Annotated in this window: 17 protein-coding genes; 7 read left to right on the top strand and 10 right to left on the bottom strand. The window is 54.2% G+C overall.

Annotated features, from left to right (window positions below; translation table 11 throughout):
- Positions 1 to 5 precede the first annotated feature (5 nt).
- The gene (locus D5398_RS10270) at positions 6 to 1,664 is read left to right on the top strand and encodes an ABC transporter permease (RefSeq protein WP_120507533.1); all 1,659 of its coding nucleotides are present in this window, start codon (positions 6 to 8) and stop codon (positions 1,662 to 1,664) included.
- On the opposite strand, the gene D5398_RS10265 is transcribed toward D5398_RS10270, so the two are convergent.
- The 4 genes from D5398_RS10265 to D5398_RS10250 form a co-directional block, all read right to left on the bottom strand.
- Positions 1,661 to 3,157, bottom strand: a complete 1,497-nt coding sequence (locus tag D5398_RS10265; protein ID WP_120507532.1) for an MDR family MFS transporter — start codon at positions 3,155 to 3,157, stop codon at positions 1,661 to 1,663. The two genes, D5398_RS10270 and D5398_RS10265, sit on opposite strands and share 4 nt — an antisense overlap.
- A gap of 128 nt (positions 3,158 to 3,285) precedes the next feature.
- Positions 3,286 to 3,972, bottom strand: coding sequence for a dethiobiotin synthase (gene bioD / locus D5398_RS10260; RefSeq protein WP_120507531.1), 687 nt, complete (start codon positions 3,970 to 3,972; stop codon positions 3,286 to 3,288).
- 209 nt (positions 3,973 to 4,181) lie between these two features.
- Positions 4,182 to 5,405, bottom strand: a complete 1,224-nt coding sequence (gene mlc / locus D5398_RS10255; RefSeq protein ID WP_120507530.1) for a sugar metabolism global transcriptional regulator Mlc — start codon at positions 5,403 to 5,405, stop codon at positions 4,182 to 4,184.
- 169 nt (positions 5,406 to 5,574) lie between these two features.
- Positions 5,575 to 6,474: a LysR family transcriptional regulator gene (locus D5398_RS10250; RefSeq protein ID WP_120507529.1), complete on the bottom strand. Its 900-nt coding sequence runs from the start codon at positions 6,472 to 6,474 to the stop codon at positions 5,575 to 5,577.
- A gap of 142 nt (positions 6,475 to 6,616) precedes the next feature.
- Between D5398_RS10250 and D5398_RS10245 the strand changes: the two genes are divergently transcribed.
- Positions 6,617 to 7,909: an MFS transporter gene (locus D5398_RS10245; RefSeq protein ID WP_120507528.1), complete on the top strand. Its 1,293-nt coding sequence runs from the start codon at positions 6,617 to 6,619 to the stop codon at positions 7,907 to 7,909.
- A 77-nt stretch (positions 7,910 to 7,986) separates the two neighbouring features.
- Here D5398_RS10245 and D5398_RS10240 read toward each other — a convergent pair whose 3' ends face one another.
- The 6 genes from D5398_RS10240 to D5398_RS10215 all read right to left on the bottom strand — a co-directional run bounded on the left by D5398_RS10240 (position 7,987) and on the right by D5398_RS10215 (position 14,144).
- Positions 7,987 to 9,081, bottom strand: a complete 1,095-nt coding sequence (locus D5398_RS10240; RefSeq protein WP_120507527.1) for an ABC transporter ATP-binding protein — start codon at positions 9,079 to 9,081, stop codon at positions 7,987 to 7,989.
- Positions 9,082 to 9,085: 4 nt separating this feature from the next.
- Positions 9,086 to 9,928, bottom strand: coding sequence for a carbohydrate ABC transporter permease (locus D5398_RS10235; protein ID WP_120507526.1), 843 nt, complete (start codon positions 9,926 to 9,928; stop codon positions 9,086 to 9,088).
- A gap of 10 nt (positions 9,929 to 9,938) precedes the next feature.
- Positions 9,939 to 10,862, bottom strand: a complete 924-nt coding sequence (locus D5398_RS10230; RefSeq protein WP_120507525.1) for a carbohydrate ABC transporter permease — start codon at positions 10,860 to 10,862, stop codon at positions 9,939 to 9,941.
- Between the two features lie 63 nt (positions 10,863 to 10,925).
- Positions 10,926 to 12,206, bottom strand: a complete 1,281-nt coding sequence (locus D5398_RS10225) for an ABC transporter substrate-binding protein (RefSeq protein WP_120507524.1) — start codon at positions 12,204 to 12,206, stop codon at positions 10,926 to 10,928.
- A gap of 59 nt (positions 12,207 to 12,265) precedes the next feature.
- Complete coding sequence (locus D5398_RS10220) at positions 12,266 to 13,444, bottom strand: aminotransferase class I/II-fold pyridoxal phosphate-dependent enzyme (protein WP_120507523.1); 1,179 nt, start codon at positions 13,442 to 13,444, stop codon at positions 12,266 to 12,268.
- A complete protein-coding gene (locus D5398_RS10215) occupies positions 13,431 to 14,144 on the bottom strand; it encodes a FadR/GntR family transcriptional regulator (RefSeq protein ID WP_120132973.1) in 714 nt (237 codons plus the stop codon). Before D5398_RS10215 ends, D5398_RS10220 begins: the two co-directional genes overlap by 14 nt.
- 304 nt (positions 14,145 to 14,448) lie before the next feature.
- Here D5398_RS10215 and D5398_RS10210 point away from each other — a divergent pair, with 304 nt between their 5' ends.
- The 5 genes from D5398_RS10210 to rsxB all read left to right on the top strand — a co-directional run bounded on the left by D5398_RS10210 (position 14,449) and on the right by rsxB (position 19,127).
- Positions 14,449 to 15,657, top strand: coding sequence for an FAD-dependent oxidoreductase (locus D5398_RS10210; protein WP_120507522.1), 1,209 nt, complete (start codon positions 14,449 to 14,451; stop codon positions 15,655 to 15,657).
- A gap of 219 nt (positions 15,658 to 15,876) precedes the next feature.
- Complete coding sequence (gene dcuC, locus D5398_RS10205) at positions 15,877 to 17,244, top strand: anaerobic C4-dicarboxylate transporter DcuC (RefSeq protein WP_120507521.1); 1,368 nt, start codon at positions 15,877 to 15,879, stop codon at positions 17,242 to 17,244.
- A gap of 254 nt (positions 17,245 to 17,498) precedes the next feature.
- Positions 17,499 to 17,939, top strand: coding sequence for a DUF2569 domain-containing protein (locus D5398_RS10200; RefSeq protein WP_112291513.1), 441 nt, complete (start codon positions 17,499 to 17,501; stop codon positions 17,937 to 17,939).
- Between the two features lie 40 nt (positions 17,940 to 17,979).
- Complete coding sequence (rsxA, locus tag D5398_RS10195) at positions 17,980 to 18,561, top strand: electron transport complex subunit RsxA (RefSeq protein ID WP_095922116.1); 582 nt, start codon at positions 17,980 to 17,982, stop codon at positions 18,559 to 18,561.
- Positions 18,561 to 19,127 (top strand): electron transport complex subunit RsxB, encoded by a 567-nt coding sequence (gene rsxB, locus D5398_RS10190; protein ID WP_047611978.1) that lies wholly within the window; start codon positions 18,561 to 18,563, stop codon positions 19,125 to 19,127. The genes rsxA and rsxB overlap by 1 nt, the downstream gene beginning before the upstream one ends.

The raw sequence follows: 19,127 nt of genomic DNA, 5'->3' as shown, positions 1-19,127 counted from the left end.
GAACCATGAATAGAAACGCTTTTTTACCGGGCGTGACGGGCATTGCGCTGCTGTTACTGGTCGCAGTGCCGGTGGCATTTGTCGTTTTGCAGGCGGTTTTCCCACATCTGGATACCGGCAGTTATTCGACACCGTTCAGCGCATTTACCCGCGTTTTTGCCGAACCCGCACTGCGGGAGCTGATTGCCACTACGCTGAAGGTCGGACTTGGCGTGGCGTTATGCAGCGCGCTGATTGGCGTCCCGCTGGGGGCATTGCGCGGACTGTTCGCTCTGCCCGGCGCCGCGCTCTGGGATGTGGTATTCCTGATCCCGTTTTTATTACCGCCTTATATCGCCGCGCTGGCGTGGATGCTGGCGTTGCAGACCAACGGCTATGTCCAGCAGTTACTGCCGTGGCTGCATCTGAATGATTTTCTGTTTTCACTGCCGGGGATGGTGGTGGTGATGACGCTTAACGTTTTTCCGGTGGTCTATTTCGCCGTATCCCGCAGCATGGCCGCCAGCGGCAGTCGCCTGGCGGATGTGGCGCGCATTCATGGCGCGGGGCCGTGGCGGGCATTTATCCGCATCACGTTGCCGATGGCATTACCGGCCATTGCCTCCAGCCTGCTGCTGGCGTTTACCCTGTCGATAGAAGAGTACGGCGTGCCGGGCGCGTTAGGTTCGCGCAGCGGCATTCTGATGCTGACCACCGGCATCGAGCAGCGTCTGGCCGACTGGCCGATTGATATGCCGGGTGCGGCGGTGCTTTCCCTGTTGCTGGTGGCCATTGCGTTGTGTGCCTACAGCGTTCAGCGCGCCGTGCTGGCCGGAAAAAATGTTGAAAGCATGACCGGCAAACCGGCGGATATCACGCAAAAATCGCTGGCGGGCTGGACGCTGCCGGTGCTGACGTTATTTACCCTTGTGGCGCTGGTTGCCGTCGCGCTGCCGATTGTCTCGACGCTGGTGACAGCATTCTCCGGTACGCTTTCCGGCGGTCTGGCGTTTTCCAATCTGACATTACGACACTTTGATAACCTGTTTGCCGCGCACGGTGATGCGCTCAGTGCGCTGTCGACCAGTCTCAGTCTGGCGCTGGCTACGGCGCTGATCGCCGGTGCGACGGGTTTTCTGGCCTCATGGCTGGTGGTGGCACGCAAGATTCGCGGTGCGGCAATCATCGACGGACTTTCACTGTTTCCGGCGGCACTGCCGGGCATTGTGGTGGGCGTCGGGCTGATCCTGGCCTGGAACCGCAGTTTCTGGCCGGTCACGCCGTACAACACCTGGGGGATCCTGTTGCTGTCGTATTGCTGCCTGCTGCTGCCTTATCCGGTGCGCTATGTCAGTGCGGCGTTAAAGCAGATTGGTGGAAATCTCGACGCCGCGGCACGGGTTCACGGCGCGAGCGCTGCGCAGACGCTGCGGTTGATCCTGCTGCCGCTGGTATTTCCAAGCCTGCTGGCGTCAATGATGATGGTATTTGCGGTCGCCTCGCGAGAACTGGTGACATCGTTATTGCTGTCACCGGCGGGCGTGCAGACCGTATCAGTCTATGTCTGGCGGCAGTTCGAGCAGGGTTCGGTGGGCGACGGAATGGCGATGGCATCCATTGCGGTGCTGCTGAGCCTGACGCTGATGTTAATCGCATTCAGGCTACAGCAACGTCAGACTTCTTAACTTTCGCGCTGCGTTTCACGCTGCGGGCGGTCGCCGGAGGGGATCAGTAACCCGGCGGCAACCGCCAGAACTGAAATCACCGCCGACACGACAAATACCCAATGTAATGAGGCGGCAACGCTTTCTGTGAGCTGATTCAGCAGGCCGCTGTCCATCGCACCGCGCGTGGTTTTTTCCATCAGCTGTTGCACCGGATCGTTCACCTGCGGCAGCCGGTATTCCAGATTAAGATTCAGCGTGGCACCCAGTACCGCCGTCCCCATGGCCGAGCCGAGCATACGGGTGAACAGCGTCGAGGCAGTGGCAATTCCCCGTATCGCCGGTTCTGCACTGTTTTGCACCGAAACGATAAATGTGGTGTTACAAAGCCCCATTCCTGCGCCGATAGAAAATGCTGCCAGGCGCGCCATCCACAAGCCAGAGGACGGTGAAAGCAGTAACAGTGCCAGACTTCCGGCCACCAGCAATAATGCACCGGTCACGGCAGTTATGCGGTATGACGTCGCCTGCATCATGCGGCTGCTGAACATACTTGCCAGCGGCCAGCCTACCGACATCAGCGCCAGCGTGGTACCCGCCTCCAGCGGCGTTCCGCCCAGCACACCCTGCACATAGGTCGGCAGAAACGCGCTGATCCCCATCATGGTCGCGCCGATAATCAGTCCGCCAATATTACCGGCAATAATCACTTTACTGTCCCACAACGCCAGCGGGAATAAAGGTTCAGGCGTCTTACGTTCCTGACGTACCAGTAACCCGCCACAGAGAACCGCGAAAGCCAGCAATGCCAGCGCCCAGTAGCCCAGTGTTTCGGCCTGTAACAACGCCAGCAATAACGCAGCGACTGACAGCGTGAGATACGCGGTTCCGGCCAGATCCAGCTGGTGCTGTTTACGCTGACCGTCCGGCGGCAGGTATTTGATAAGGATCGCCATCGCTATCAGACCAATCGGCACATTGACCCAGAACACCACCGCCCACGGAAAATGGGAAACAATAAACGCCCCCATCAGTGGCCCGACTATCGCTGAAACGCCCCACACGCTGGACAGATAGCCTTGCGCTTTCGCCCTTTCCTCGGGGCCATACACATTAGCAATCAGCGTGGTCGCAATCGGCGTGATGGCTCCCGCACCCAGCCCCTGCAACGCGCGAAAACCAATCATCCAGGCCAGCGACGGCGCGAATCCGCACAGGACAGAACCGATCAGAAACAGCGTGGTGCCGATGAAAAACATTTTCCGGCAGCCATATAAATCGGCCAACCGCCCGTAAATGGGTACCGTGATCGCCTGGGTCAGCAGGTAGACGGCGAATACCCAGCCGAGCAGCGAAAAACCGCCGAGATCGCCAATGATGGTCGGCATTGCGGTCGCGACAATCGTCACTTCGACGGCGGCCATAAACATCGACAACATGCAGGCAGTCAGGATTAGCGGACGATGAGAGGGTTTAACAGCAGATGTTTTGATTTCACAATGATTGACGGCCATGTTCTTTATTTTCTTTAGAATTGTTGTGATAAGCGCACTCAGGCAGATGGCTAATTATAGTCATAAAAAAGGCTCTGAGTTTTTGCACTCAGAGCCTCAGCATGAAGAAACAGGTGACAACGTCACTGTCAGGCTTTAGTCAGCGTCTTAAGATTGAAGCTGGAAAGGTCGATAAACTTTGCCATATCGCGGCTTTCTGCACGTGGCAGATAAGGAATTTCGCCAAGCATTGGCGCCGAAATATTGGCACTGATCGCTTCGATAGTTTCCTGATAGTGAGCAAGGCACGGATTAATGCGATTCGCCACCCACCCCAGCAACGGCAAACCATCTGCAATAATCGCCTGCGCTGTTAATAACGCATGGCTGACACAGCCTTCCTGAATACCGACCACTAATACCACCGGCATATTTTGCTGGCGTACCCATTCAGAATAAAAAAGATGCGGAGTAATCAACGTTCTCCAGCCATCACATCCTTCAACAACCACTGAATCGGCTTCCTGACGCATGAAATTAAGGCCGTTAGTCATTATTTCAAAAACATTTTCGGGGATCTGGCTGGCATAAATATCTTCATCCGCCAACGCCAGAGGGGTTATTTTATTAAAAGGATAAGAAATAGAAGATGACTGCTGGAGAGTTACCGCATCTTTATTTCGAACCCCGTCGGCCAACTCCTGGCTGCCTGTTGCAATAGGTTTATAGCCTAAAACGCAGCGATCCTGCGCAGCTAAAGCCTGAAGCAAGGCACGTGTGACAATGGTTTTACCTACACGGGCATCCGTACCCGTGACGAAAAAATGCGTTAACATGGAATTCAGGCTCCGGGATCTCTCCGTCTTATTGAAAGATAGTCTCCGGTAAGAAAACACCGCCGGAGACAAAGTATCGACAGAAAGTCTAGGCGATGCGAGATGAGAGGGGTTTGCGTTAGCGCAATGTTTTGTCGACTCTCTGAGCGAAAATGCCTCAAGGCTTATAGCTATTTCTTTAAAAGAAATAGCCTAAGGTTATATAAAACTTAACCTTGCAGTAATTTTATTATCAGAGAACCACTATATAAAGCGTCCTTCACTAATGCCGCACCGGGCATCGTTCCCTGATTATAAAATTGCGTTGATTCGAGTTTGATATTTTCGCTATATGCGGGCAGTGACTGCTGTTGAATACAGGACATTATCGCGGGATGGAGAATATCCTGCGATAAATTAAGCGGTGATCCGATCAGCACTTTTTCCGGGTTAAACAAATTGACCATGATCGCGAGAATTCGCCCCACGCTCTGCCCGACGCTGATAATCACATCACGCGCAAGCTGATCGCCACGGTTAGCGGCATCGCAGACGGCTTCAATGGTCAGTGAAACCCCATGCAGTAAGCTGGCTGGAACCGGTACCGTCAGGCGCTGACGCACCAGTTCGAGAATACTGTCCGTACTGGCAACGGTTTCCAGACACCCGTGATTACCGCAATAACAACGTTTACCGTAAGGATCCACCTGCGTATGGCCAATTTCCGCCACACTGCTGCTGCCCGCGTGCAGAACGCGCCCGCTGGTGATTACCCCAACGCCGACGTTGTGGTCAATTACCACCTGAACGACATTTTTACAGCCGCGGGAAGCGCCGTACAGCGATTCCGCCAGCGTCCAGGCACCGATATCGTGCTGAACATATACCGGCAGACCGGTGTGTGCGCAAAGCGTATCGCCCAGCGGCATATCAAAAACGTCGTGATAAAACGGCATACGGTGAACAATGCCACGGCGCGCATCAATCATCCCCGGCAGGGTAATGGCGATGGCGGTAAGGCGTTCAAGTTTGCGCTGATGGCGGATAAAGAACTGATCGATTTCAGAGATAATACGTTTGAGCAGCGGCTGCGGAGCCTGTTCCGGCAATGGCAGCACTTCTTCCACCACCAGTTTACTGCTCAGATCACGCAAACCTAGGGTAATAGAGCCCAGACTGATACGGGCAGAAAGATAGTGCCAGGCCTGCGTATCCAGCGCTAAACCAATCGCCGGACGCCCGCGACTGCCGGGATCCTGAAACTCCGTTTCCAGCACCAGATGAGCCTGTAATAACTCGCGGACAATCTTGGTGATACTGGCCGGAGCCAGCTGTGCTTTTTTCGAAAGCTCGATACGCGAAATGGGACCAAACTGATCTATCAGGCGGTACACAGCACCGACATTGGTTTGTTTAATCTGGTCGATATGTCCTGGTTGCCCGTCGGGGATCACTCAAGGAGCTCCTGTTATTTTCGCGCTTCAAAATAAAGATTAGGGCTATGTTGGAGTTTTTGTCATATGTCGTCAACTATTTGATTCGTTATGTGATTTGGTGCACAAATTGCGTGAAAACACCCTCGGAATTGACTGGAAATACAGCATGTTTTGCATCCGAAGTCCGTCAGTCATCATGGAGCAACAAAGCCATAAACGCGCGGGTCGCCGCCGTGAGGGGCCGCGTCGCGTGATTCACCAGCCATAACTGCGTGGTGCCATGCAGATTGCCAAAGCGCAGATAGCGGACACCTTCCACCTGAATACGCAGGTACGACGCGGGTAAAATCGATACGCCCAGCCCGGCCGCCACCAGCCCGATAATGGTCAGCGGCTCCCCCACTTCCTGCGTGATATAGGGTGTGATCCCCTGCGCTTTCAGCTGCCCGAGAATATCGTCATACAGCGACGTGCCGACATCCTTGGAGAAAAACACAAACGGCTGATCGGCCAGATGCTGAAATGTCAGTTCGCCGTCAGCCAGGGTGTTTAGCGGATGGTCTTTATGCACCACCGCAATCAGGGGTTCGGTCAGCACCAGGTGATGTTGCAGTTCCGGCGGTAATTCGCCATTGCGCATGATCCCCAGATCGAGCCGGCCTTCCAGCAACGGGTCGATTTGCTGCTTACTGTTGAGCTGTTCGATGCGGATATTCACGTCAGGATATGTCAGGCGAAAACGATGCAATGTGCTTGAAACTCTGCTTAAAAACGGCGCAGAGGATGTCAGTCCGAGCGTCAGATTACCCGACTCCCCGCGGTGAATTCGCGCCGCCTGCGCCGAAACGTCATCCACACGTTGTAAAATCTGTCGCGCTTCTGCCAGAAAAACCTGACCGGCCTGCGTCAGACGCACGCTGCGGTTATTACGGTAAAACAGCGCCGCACCGACATGCGACTCCAGTGCCTGAATTTGCTGGCTCAGCGGCGGCTGAGAGATATGCAAACGCTCCGCCGCCCGGCCAAAATGCAGTTCATCCGCGACCGCGATGAAATAACGTAAATGACGCAACTCAATGTGGCTCATAACAGTGCCCGCTTCATCCTTATTGATACTTTAAACATATCGTTTCTGATTGATTAATATATTAGACAATATAACGGCCACTGTTAAAATTTTCATACATTATAAAATTTAGTTTTACAGCTCATCGTATTAAGGAATTCCAGTGAAAACCTCCCGGCGGATTTCCGCTGCACCTGCTCAAGATTCTGTTAATGACGACGAATTAAATCCTGAATCGCCTGTCGCCCGCTCCGGTCTGAAAACGCCTTTTATCAAACGTGGTACGCCGCAATTTATCCGCGTCACGCTCGCTCTGTTTTCTGCGGGCCTGGCGACGTTTGCATTGTTATATTGCGTGCAGCCGATATTGCCGGTGTTATCCCATGATTTCGGCGTTTCTCCGGCCACCAGCAGCCTGTCGTTGTCGTTATCAACCGGTCTTATGGCGATTGGCCTGCTGTTTACCGGACCGGTTTCGGACGCCGTCGGGCGCAAATCGGTGATGGTGGTGGCGTTACTTCTCGCCGCCGGTTGCACGCTGGTCTGTTCTTTTATGCAAAGCTGGGATGGCATTCTCATCATGCGTGCGCTGATCGGTTTGTCGCTCAGCGGCGTGGCGGCGGTGGCCATGACTTACCTGAGCGAGGAAATTCACCCGAGCGTGGTCGCCTTCTCGATGGGTTTATATATCAGCGGGAACTCCATCGGCGGCATGAGCGGGCGTTTAGTCAGCGGCGTTATGACCGATTTCTTCTCCTGGCGTATCGCCGTCGCGGCCGTCGGCCTCTTCGCCCTCGCTTCAGCGATTATGTTCTGGCGTATCCTGCCGCCTTCAAAACATTTCCGCGCCAGTTCGCTCAAACCTCGCAAACTGCTGATCAACTTTAAACTGCACTGGCGTGACAGCGGTTTACCGTTACTTTTCGCCGAAGGTTTCCTGCTGATGGGCAGCTTCGTCACCATGTTTAACTACATTGGTTATCGGCTGCTTTCATCGCCATACAATCTGAGTCAGGCGATTGTCGGGATACTTTCCATCGTTTATCTGATGGGGACTTACAGTTCGCCAAAAGCGGGTGCGCTGACCGGCGTCTATGGCCGGGGTCCAGTCTTAATCGGCGCAACCATGCTGATGCTGCTGGGCATTTTGATCACCGCCTTTTCACCGGTCTGGCTGATTTTCATCGGCATGATTTTGGTCACCGGCGGGTTCTTCGCCGCCCACTCCGTCGCCAGCGGCTGGATCGGCCGCCGTGCTCGCCGCGCTAAAGGTCAGGCCTCGTCTTTATATCTGTTCAGTTACTACGCGGGATCGAGCGTCGCCGGTACGCTGGGCGGCTTCTTCTGGCACGCCTACGGATGGTATGGGATCACCGGGTTTATCAGTCTGATGCTAATAGCCGGAGTTGGGGTTGGGTTTAAGCTGATGAGCTTAACTGAGGCAAAAGCGGTTTAACGTGTTAGCTCCTCCCCCTACGAAGGGGAGGGAGCCGACAGAGATTTACTCATTCCCGAGCAAAAAATTTGCTGCTTTCATTCCCCAATTTTCCCCAGCCGCCTCTGGCTATCCGCCTCAAACAACTGCATCCGCGCGGTATCAATCTGCACCCACACGCGGTCGCCCGGCGCGGCATTCGATCTCACCATGCTGTAAACACTCAGACTTTCATTGCCAAATTTGCCGTGGATGAGTTCGCTCAGGCCGGTCGGTTCGATAAGCGTGATGTCCAGCGGTATCGCGCCGGGTGCGCTTTCGGCGCACAGCACTATGGCTTCCGGACGGACGCCATAAATCACCCCGGCGCCGCTTTGCAGATTCACAATGGTAGGATCAACCGGCAGCGTTAATTGCGCATTGATCCGCAACTGCGGCGCAGAATCGCCCAGTTCCAGCGTGCCGTTGATGAAGTTCATCGAAGGTGAACCGATAAAGCTGGCGACGAACTTATTAGCCGGTGTGTCGTAGAGTTCCAGCGGCGTTCCGACCTGCTGGATAAGACCGTGATTAAGCACCACGATGCGGTCGGCGAGCGTCATGGCTTCGACCTGATCGTGCGTCACATACACAATGGTATTCTTCATCCGCTGATGCAGGCTTTTGATTTCAATACGCATCTGCCCGCGCAGCTGAGCATCGAGGTTGGAAAGCGGTTCGTCGAATAAAAATACCTGCGGTTCGCGCACGATCGCCCTGCCCATCGCCACACGCTGGCGCTGTCCGCCGGAAAGCTCTTTCGGACGGCGATGCAGCAGCGCAGTCAGTCCGAGAATATCGGCGGCTTTATTCACGGCGGCCTCGATTTCGGCCTTCGGGCGCTTTTGCACTTCGAGACTGAATCCCATATTGCGCGCCACGGTCATGTGCGGATACAGCGCATAACTTTGAAATACCATCGAGATATCGCGATCTTTCGGTGCGACCTGGTTCATCAGTCGCGAACCAATATGAATGTCCCCCGCCGTCGCCAGTTCCAGCCCGGCAATGGTGCGCAACAGGGTCGATTTACCACAACCTGATGGCCCGACCAGCACCACAAACTCGCCGTCTTTAATGGTCAGGTTAATGTGCCGCAGCACTTCGACATTTTCGTAACGTTTTTGAAGATCGGAAATCGTAATCTGAGCCATAAAATTATCCTTTTACCGCACCGGCAGTCAGCCCCTGAACCAGGTATCGCTGAATGAACGCAAAGAACAGACAGGCAGGAATGAGCGCCAGCACGGCCGCTGCCATCATGTCGCCCCAGGAAACTGCGAATTTCGACACAAAGCTCAGCAATCCCACCGGGAAGGTCATCACTTCGTTTTTGTTGATGAGCATCAGCGAGAACAGCAGTTCGCTCCACGCGGCGGTGAACACGAACCCTAAGGTGGCCGCCATGCCCGGTAAGGTCAGCGGGATAATGACTTTTCGCAGCGCCATAAAACGGCTGCATCCTTCGAGCATCGCGGATTCTTCGAGATCTTTAGGAATGCTGTCGAAAAACGACTGCATCAGAAACGTGGCAAACGGCACGTTGAACGCGGTGTAAATCAGCACCAGCCCCAGCAGGCTGTTGGTCAACCCGAGCGGTGCCATCACTTTGTAAATCGGCGCGAGGATCATCACCAGCGGGAACATCTGTGTAAACAGCAGCAGCGCGGCCATCACCGTTTTGCCGCGAAAACTGAAGCGGGAAAACGCAAAACCGGCACCGGCGGCGATGATCGTGGTCAGAAAGGCCGTGCCGAAAGACACGATCAGGCTGTTGAAGAAATACAGCGGAAACTGACTTTCCGTAAACACGCGTTGAAAATGGACAAATGTCATCTCGCCCGGCCACATCCGCACGCCTTCGCTGTAGAGCAGTTTGTCCGGTGTGATTGAGATTTTGATCAGCCAGTAAATCGGGAACAGCGCGAACAGCAGATAAAACAATATTCCCAGCCGGTGTCCGCCTTTACGCAGTAATGTGTTTAATGACAGTGCATTCATCGCAGGCTCCTTATTTCAGCAACTGCTGGCGGATGCGCAGTAACACCAGCGCGTAAAAGGTCATCAGCACCAGCAGGAAAACTGCCATCGCCGAGGCATATCCAAAGTCGAGTTTGCGGTACGCCGTGGTGAAGATGAAACTCGAGAGGATCGAGGTGGAATTCGCCGGTCCGCCGTCGGTCATCACCACAATCAGATCGGCAAAATTGGCGATCCAGATGGTGCGCAGCATCACCGTAATGGCAATCATCGGTGCCAGAAACGGCAACGTGACTTTGCGAAACTGCTGCCAGCCGGTCGCGCCGTCCATCGACGCCGCTTCATATAAATCCTTCGGAATCGACTGCAATGCCGCCAGCAAAGTAATGGCGAAAAACGGAATACCAAACCAGACATTCGCCACTACTGGCCCATACAGCGCCAGTTGCGGATCCGATAAAATATTGTACGGTTCGGAAATGATATGCAGATCAGTCAGCCAGTAAGGCAAAATGCCAATGACCGGATTGAGCAACCACGCCCAGGTCAGGCCGGAAAGAAACGCCGGAACCGCCCACGGCAGAAACACCAGCGCCTGCACCCAGCGGCGTCCGTGGAATTCACGGTTAAGTAACAGCGCTAATCCCAGCCCAAGCACGAACTGCAATACCAGCGAGGTCAGCGTCCAGTTAAAGGTATGGCGCAGCGCGGCATAAAAATGCCGGTCATCAAACATGGTGCGGAAATTATCCAGCCCCACCCAGCCGGTATCGAAAGGATTAAGCAACTGGATGTTCTGAAAAGCGTACGAAATGCCAATCGCCATCGGAACAAAGATAAACAGCCCAATCAGCACCAGCGTCGGGCTGAGATAAACCCAGGGTTCCAGCAGCGCCCGCAAACGGGGGAAGCGCGGCGCGGCAGCGGTGTCTGGCTCTGAAACGTCCAACATCATGACGCGTCTCCATTAAAAGAAATGTGGAACTCCGGCAGAAGACTCATGCCGGAGTCAGCCGGTTTACTTCTGCGCAGCCAGCCAGGCTTTCTGTTCTTTCGTCAGGTATTTCGCCCAGTCTTTCACCATGCTTTCGGTGTCGTTCTGGCCGAGAAGCGTTTCCTGAGAACTGTCTTTCACAATCACCGAGTTAAAATAGCCCCAGCCTTTGAGATGCGTCGGCATGGTCAGCGGGATGTAATCCGGGCTGTTCAGTTCAGCAAACCATCCGGCAAATTGTGGCGCGTGGTAATACGCATCCTGCTCCGCGCCTTTATAAATCGGTAAGGTGCCGACAAATTTCGACCAGGTCAGGTTGTTTTCTTTGTTACTCAGGAAGGAAATCAGATCCCAGCTTTGATCCTGATGTTTACTCTGTTTGAACATCGACCAGCCGGTGTAGCCGATAGTGGGATAGGCTTTGCCGTTCGGCCCGAGCGGCATCGGTGCCACTGAGAAATCGTCCGGATTCATGCTGTTTTTGATAGCAATCAGCGCATCGGGATCCTGATCCAGCATCGCGCATTTGCCGGAGTAGAATCCTGAAACGATTTCATTAAAGCCCCAGTTAACGCTGTCTTTTGGCGCGTAGCCTTTCTGGTACATATCCACCAGGAACTGCGCGCCTTTGATAGCACCCGGATTCGTCAGCGTGCTGTTGCCATCTTTATCGAAGAAGTCCGGCGAGCCGTTCATCGCCGCCATAAACATCATCCAGGCGTTTGTGCCGCCCACGCCACCGCGCATGCAATAGCCGCTGATACCGTTGCCCAGCGCACTGATTTTCTTCGCATCCGCCATAAACTCATCCATGGTTTTCGGTGCTTCCGTCAGCCCCGCCTGCCGGAAGAGCTTTTTATTCCAAAACATCGCCCGCAGATAGAAGCCGTAAGGGATCATGGTGGCGGTTCCGCCGGAAGAACGCGCCATGGTCAGCGTTTTGTCGGTCAGATCCGGCGTGCCCGACCAGCCTTTCAGGCGTGGTTCGAGATCTGCCAGCATGCCGTTGCTGGCATACAGCCCCTGCCAGGTATCCGGCATTTCCACCACATCAGGATATTGTCCGCTCTGGATCATGGTGCCGAGCTTTTCAAACGCCTGCCCCCACGGCAGTGACACCACTTCTATCTCAACATCAGGGTGCTGCGTTTTGTAGGCAGTTAACATTTTTTGCAGCATTTCGGTACGCGCAGGACTGGTGATCACTTCCACCAGCGTCAGTTTGGTGGCGGCAAAACTGGCGCTGGAAAACAGACTGGCGCTGAGCGCCAGCAGACTGAGCAAATGGCGTTTCGGGTGTCGCATAATCTTGATTCTCCACGGTGAAAAAAGTCGGAACACAGGAACGGCTTTCAAAAAATGCCTCAGGAACAGGCGCTTTCGATGGCGTTTTTCAGGTCGCGCCATAAATCCTCGGTATCTTCCAGCCCGATAGAAATGCGGATAACCCGCGGGGACACGCCAAAATCAATCGCCGAATTAAACTCACCGGCCTGATTGAGCACAGAAATGGCGGGCATCACCAGACTTTCAAAACCACCCCAGCTGACACCCATGCGGAATAAATTCAATGCGTTACAAAACGTCGGTATGTCGATGCCGTCACTGAGTTCGAAAGAGAACAGACCGCTGTAGCCGGTCAGCGTTGAAGTCGGCAGCGGATCCAGCCCCGGATGATTCACCTGTGTGATGCGCGAATACCCCTGTAAACGGCGTGCCAGTTCCAGCGCACTTTCGTGATGCTGACGCATACGCAGCGGCAGCGTGCGCAGGCCGCGCAGCAGCAGCCAGGCTTCATTGGCGGACAATTTCCCGCCCAAAAACGGGCTGATATAACGGCTGATGGCACTGATGCGTTCCTGACCCGAAATCACCAGGCCGGCCACCACGTCACTGTGCCCGCTGATGTATTTGGATGCAGAATGAATGACCAGATCGATACCCGCCGCCAGCGGTTTCTGGAATACCGGCGATGCCCAGCTATTGTCTATCATCGTCACGACGCCGTATTTTTTCGCCAGCTCCGCGATGGCGCGCAGATTCTGTTCGCCCATCACCCAGCTGTTCGGGCTTTCGAGATACAGCAGTTTCGCGCCCTGAATCGCCTCTTCCAGCGCGGGCAGAGAACCGCCATCAACGAACTGAGATACAATCTGAAAACGGGTACAGAACCCGCGAAGAAAGCGGTAGGTATCGGGATAAACATGATTCACGCACACCACTTTGTCGCCAGGACCGGCCACGCTGAGAATGGCGTTGCTGATCGCCGCCATACCGCTGCCGAATGCCAGACAGGCTTCGCCGCCTTCAAGCTGCGCGACCTTTTTTTGTAACTCGACTACGGTCGGGTTATCGACGCGGGAATAGAGTGCGTGATCGCTGTCGCCGCGAAAACGGGCGATCATGCTGTCATAATCGGTAAAACTGAATAATGAGGACTGGTAAATCGGCGGGGAAATCGCCCCGCGATCGTGGCGCGCATCGTGCACTAAACGGGTGTTCTCACTTAACTCAACAGGCTGGCTCTTATCATCTTGCTGCATTGATCACTTCCTTCATGTCACGTTCAGTTATGTTCAGAATGTCGTTGCTCAGCCTGCGCGCGGTTTCCGGTTCGCGACGCGCAATGGCTTCAAATAAGGTGCGGTGCAGCGGGAATGAGTCGCTGAACAGCGCCTGCTCAGGCGGTGATTCGAAAAAAGCATGCAGCAGGTCGTAGATACCGCCGACCATCTGCAACAGCAGCGGATTGTGCGCCGCACTGTAAATCGCCGCGTGAAACTGCCAGTCTTCCGCACCGGCAGAACCGACGCTCAGATGGACTTTTTCCATCACATCGAGTTTTTGTTCGATAAACAGCAAATCGCTTTCTGTCGCGCGCACCGCCGCCAGCGCCGAGGCTTCGCATTCGATGATGCGGCGCACTTCCAGCGCGTGCAGCATGGTGGCGGAGTCATTTTTAAAACGCAGGGATAAAAAGCTGTCGTTGGCGGCAATCTCAGACTGCAAAAACGTACCGCTGCCTTTTTTGCGCACGATAATCCCCAGCGCTTCCCAGCGTTTCAGCGCCTCGCGTACGGTATTGCGGCTAACCGCCAGCCCTTCGGCAAGCACGCGCTCCGGTGGTAATTTTTCGCCGATTCGGGTGCCGGACTGCGCCACATAACGGGTCAGGGCATCCAGCACCAGCGTGTCGCTTTGTTGTGGCGCGATCGGATGCAATAAATTCATTTCGCCGCTCATTGGCTTCTCCGGACAGGGCTTCTGGGGTACTGACCAAAATTGGCCCAACAACTCAACCTGTGGACCACTTTGCAATTAGTCTGCCAGTTTTAAAAATGACCGCTAACTGAATAATTTACAGACAAATTGAGCGAATGACAGCCAAAACGGACAGTAAAGGTCAGATCGCGGTGGTGCAAAAACACAGGGATTTGTTATGGCGCTGTGCAGGAAATGTTCTGTGATGTAGCACGGGATGGATTGACGCACACTGGTGCAAATGATAATTGTTATCATGTAAATTCATCCGTTCAGGCAGGTTGGCATGACACCGAACACTGAGTCCTGCGCAGCAGCGTCTTGCTGCATCGTCGGCGGGGGTCCCGCAGGTTTAATGCTGGGATATCTTCTGGCGCGTAAGGGGATTGACGTCACCGTGCTGGAAAAGCACCGTGATTTTTTGCGCGATTTTCGCGGCGATACTATCCATCCCTCGACGCTGGACATCATCTGGCAACTGGGGTTTCTTGAGGAGTTCCTCGCCCTGCCGCATCAGCGTGCGGAAAAGCTCTACGGCGAAATCAACGGCAAAGAAACCACGCTGGCGGACTTCAGCCACCTGCCGACGCAGTGCAAATTCATCGCGTTTATGCCGCAGTGGGATTTCCTTAACTTCATTGCCAGTAAGGCCGCCCAGCTGCCGAACTTCCGGCTCATTCACAATGCGCAGGTGCTGTCGTTACTGGAAGATAAACGTCAGGTCTCGGGTGTTCTGGCCGAAGTGAACGGCGAAACGCAGCGTTTCAATGCCAGTCTGGTGGTGGGATGCGACGGACGTAACTCCGTCGTTCGCGAACAGGCCGGGATGGAAATCCGTCGTTACGGCGCACCGCGTGACGTGCTGTGGCTGAAAATCCACAAACGTCCGGACGATCCGCAGTGGGCGATGGGGCATCGGGGCCCGAAGAAAAACTTCATCATGATCGATCGCGCAGATTACTGGCAGTGCGGGTATTCGATCCCAAAAGACAGTCTGGATACGCTCAAAGCACAGGGCATCGCGCCCTTCCTGGACCTGCTCACCGAAGTGTCGCCATTCGAACGTCCGCGTTTGGCGGAGGATATTCTCAGCTGGGATGACGTGCGTCTGCTGGTGATCCGCATCGACCGCCTGAAAGAATGGGCTAAACCGGGGCTGCTGTGTATCGGCGACGCGGCTCATGCGATGTCGCCTATCGGGGGTGTCGGCGTGAATCTGGCGATTCAGGATGCTGTTGCGACGGCGAATATCATCACCGAACCGCTGAAAGCCGGACGCCTGACGTTGCGGCATTTAAAACGCATCCAGCGCCGCCGGACGTTCCCGACCTGGGCGACGCAGGCCTTGCAGATCATGATCAGCAAAGCAGGACAGAAAAAACGCACCCGCCCGCCATCCCGGATGGAAGCATGGCTGCGCGGTCGGAAATTCATCCCATTTTTATTTGGCCGCCTGATTGGCGTCGGATTTTATCGGGAGATCCCGAAACTTTGATTTTTCGGCCACCGGCTCAGGCTGCTCCCTTGATTTGGGGGGCAGCAAAACCGCCGATCCCAAATCAGCTCAGTCTGGCCCTGGTTAAACATCACATATTTTGATATTCCCTGCCTTTTCATCACCCATAATTGATGAGCGTCATTACGCCCGTTCAGCTATTTCGGCAAAGTGCCCGCCTTTCACTTGGATCCAAATTTAATCTCGGGGAATACAATCATGCTGGAATTACTGATCGGACTGGTGGTCGCCGTGTTTGTTGGCCGCTATATCATCAAAGGCTATTCACCCACCGGCGTTTTGATGGTAGGTGGCTTATTACTGCTGATTATCAGCGCAATCATGGGTCACAGCATCCTGCCGGAAGGCACTAAAAGTACCGGCTGGAATGCGACGGATATTGTTGAATACGTTAAAATCCTGCTGATGAGCCGCGGCGGCGATCTCGGCATGATGATTATGATGCTGTGCGGTTTCGCGGCGTATATGACCCATATCGGCGCTAACGATGTGGTCGTCAAACTGGCGTCCCGCCCGTTGCAGATGATCAACTCCCCTTACATTCTGATGGTCGCCGCTTATATACTGGCGTGCCTGATGTCACTGGCGGTATCTTCGGCGACCGGTCTGGGCGTACTGCTGATGGCTACCCTGTTCCCGATTATGGTCAACGTCGGCATCAGTCGTGGCGCAGCGGCGGCAATTTGTGCATCTCCGGCGGCGATTATTCTTTCCCCGACTTCCGGCGATGTGGTGCTGGCGGCGCAGGCAGCAAACATGCCTCTGGTGGATTTTGCCTTTAAAGTCACCCTGCCGATTTCAATTGCTGCCATTGTAGCGATGGCGGTTGCGCACTTCTTCTGGCAGCGCTATCTGGATAAACGCGATACCAGCACGCAGGTCGATACCATCGACTCCAATGCAGACGATGTGGTCGAAACCAACGCTCCCGCTTTTTATGCCATTTTGCCTTTCACGCCGATTATCGGTGTGCTGATTTTTGACGGAAAATGGGGGCCGAGTTTGCATATCATCACCATTCTGGTGATTTGTATGTTACTGACCGCCATCATTGAAACGCTGCGTAACCGTAACGGCAAGGCAGTCTTTGCCGGTCTGGACGTGGCTTATCGCGGTATGGCGGATGCCTTCGCCAACGTGGTGATGCTGCTGGTTGCAGCTGGCGTGTTTGCCCAGGGATTAAGCACCGTCGGGTTTATCAGCAGCCTGATCGGACTGGCACAAAACTTCGGCTCAGGCAGCATTGTCATGATGTTAGTTCTGGTGGTCATCACCGTACTTGCCGCCATGACCACCGGCTCCGGTAACGCCTCCTTCTATGCGTTCGTCGAACTCATTCCGAAACTGGCCGCCAAAATGGGCATCAACCCTGAATATCTGGTGATCCCGATGTTGCAGGCATCTAACCTGGGACGCACCATTTCACCGGTTTCCGGCGTCGTCGTGGCCGTGGCCGGTATGGCAAAAATATCCCCTTTCGAAGTGGTAAAACGAACTTCTGTTCCCGTGCTGGTTGGCCTGATTGTGGTGGTTATCGCCACTGAAATTCTGGTGCCAGTTCACTAAACCTCCCCGTTTTAATACCTGAAGCATTCAGGCTGTATCAAGGCGGCAACTGAACAAGTCCCCGGCAGCATACAAAAGTATCTGACCGGGGCGCGTGAAGGCGTTCAACACAGAGACGGCATGAAGGATTAAGGTATTGATCACATAAATACGATAACGAGAATGCCTCTCACAGGTTAAGCTACTGCGCCTTGAAGGTCGGGGAACTCTCCCTGTGCTGATTTGATGGCAAAACCAGCGTGAGAAAAGCTTTTATGTCGAATAATCCGGGCTATAAACGTATTGGCGGTTGGTTACTGGCCCCGATGGCGTATCTGATTGTGACGCTCTTGAGCGTCGTATTAATGCTGTTTCTGTTTTCAATGGCATTATTTGTGCCGGAATCCCGTGAATACTTATTCACCAACTCGCAGGCATTTACCCTGCAATGGTATTTCTCCGTGGTGACCACGCTGGCGATGGGGGCATTTACCGTCGCGGTATTGTGGCAATTCTGTAAGCGCGCAAGAGCCTTACCGAAAATGTATATTATCTGGTTATTGTGTACGGTGCTTCTGGCGGTAAAAGCCTTTGCATTCTCGCCAGTTACCGATGATTTGGCCGTTCGTAACTTATTGTTACCTTTATTGGCCGCCGCAGTCTTTGTGCCTTATTTCAAGCGCTCATTGCGGGTAAAAGAAACCTTCACGGAATAACCCTGAAGTTTTTAATGTTTATTATGTCCGGGCAATTGTCATGACCTCTTATTTATTACTTTTTGTCGGCACTGTGCTGGTAAATAACTTCGTACTGGTTAAGTTTCTTGGCCTGTGCCCGTTTATGGGTGTTTCCAAGAAACTGGAATCCGCGATCGGTATGGGGCTGGCGACCACGTTCGTTATCACCCTGTCGAATATCTGCTCATGGATTGTTAACACTTTCATCCTGATGCCGCTGGGTCTGGTGTATCTTCGCACCATGGCCTTTATTCTGGTGATCGCCGTTGTCGTGCAGTTCACCGAAATGGTGGTACGCAAAACCAGCCCGTCGCTCTATCGCCTGCTGGGTATCTTTCTGCCGCTTATCACCACCAACTGCGCCGTACTCGGCGTGGCACTGCTGAACATCAACCAGCAGTTCAACTTTATGCAGTCCGCTTTGTACGGATTCGCTGCCTCGCTCGGTTTCTCGCTGGTGATGGTGCTGTTCGCCGCCATTCGTGAACGTCTGGTGGTGGCTGATGTCCCTGCTCCGTTTAAAGGTTCTTCGATTGCGCTGGTTACGGCTGGCCTGATGTCATTAGCCTTTATGGGCTTCACAGGTCTGGTGAAATTCTAATGTTTGAATTATGGGTAGCGATTGGCGCGCTGACCGCACTGGCACTGGTCTTTGGCCTGCTGCTGGGCTATGCATCACGCCGTTTTGCCGTCGAAGGCAACCCTGTTGTCGATCAGATTGACGATATTCTGCCGCAAAGCCAGTGCGCACAATGCGGCTATCCCGGCTGTAAACCTTATGCCGAAGCGGTCGCCAATGGCGACAACATCAATAAATGTGTGCCGGGCGGCGAAGCGGTAATGCTCAAACTGGCCACCCTGCTGAACGTCGAACCACAACCGATGGGCGAAGATGCCGCCGCAGCTGTGCCGGTGCGCAAAGTCGCCTACATCGACGAGAGCAACTGCATCGGCTGCACCAAGTGCATTCAGGCCTGTCCGGTCGATGCCATCGTGGGCGCCACCCGCGCCGTGCATACCGTGATCACCGATTTATGTACCGGCTGTGACCTTTGCGTCGCGCCGTGTCCGACCGACTGCATCGAAATGCTGCCGGTAAAAACCACCACCGCAAACTGGAAATGGGATTTGCAGTCCATTCCGGTTCAGGTCATCCATGCGGAGTAA

It is taken from the genome of Rahnella bruchi (assembly GCF_003614975.1).
Classification (GTDB): Bacteria; Pseudomonadota; Gammaproteobacteria; order Enterobacterales; family Enterobacteriaceae; genus Rahnella; species Rahnella bruchi.
The sequence above is the reverse complement of the archived record's forward strand: the minus strand, read 5'-3'. Positions and strand labels throughout refer to the sequence as shown.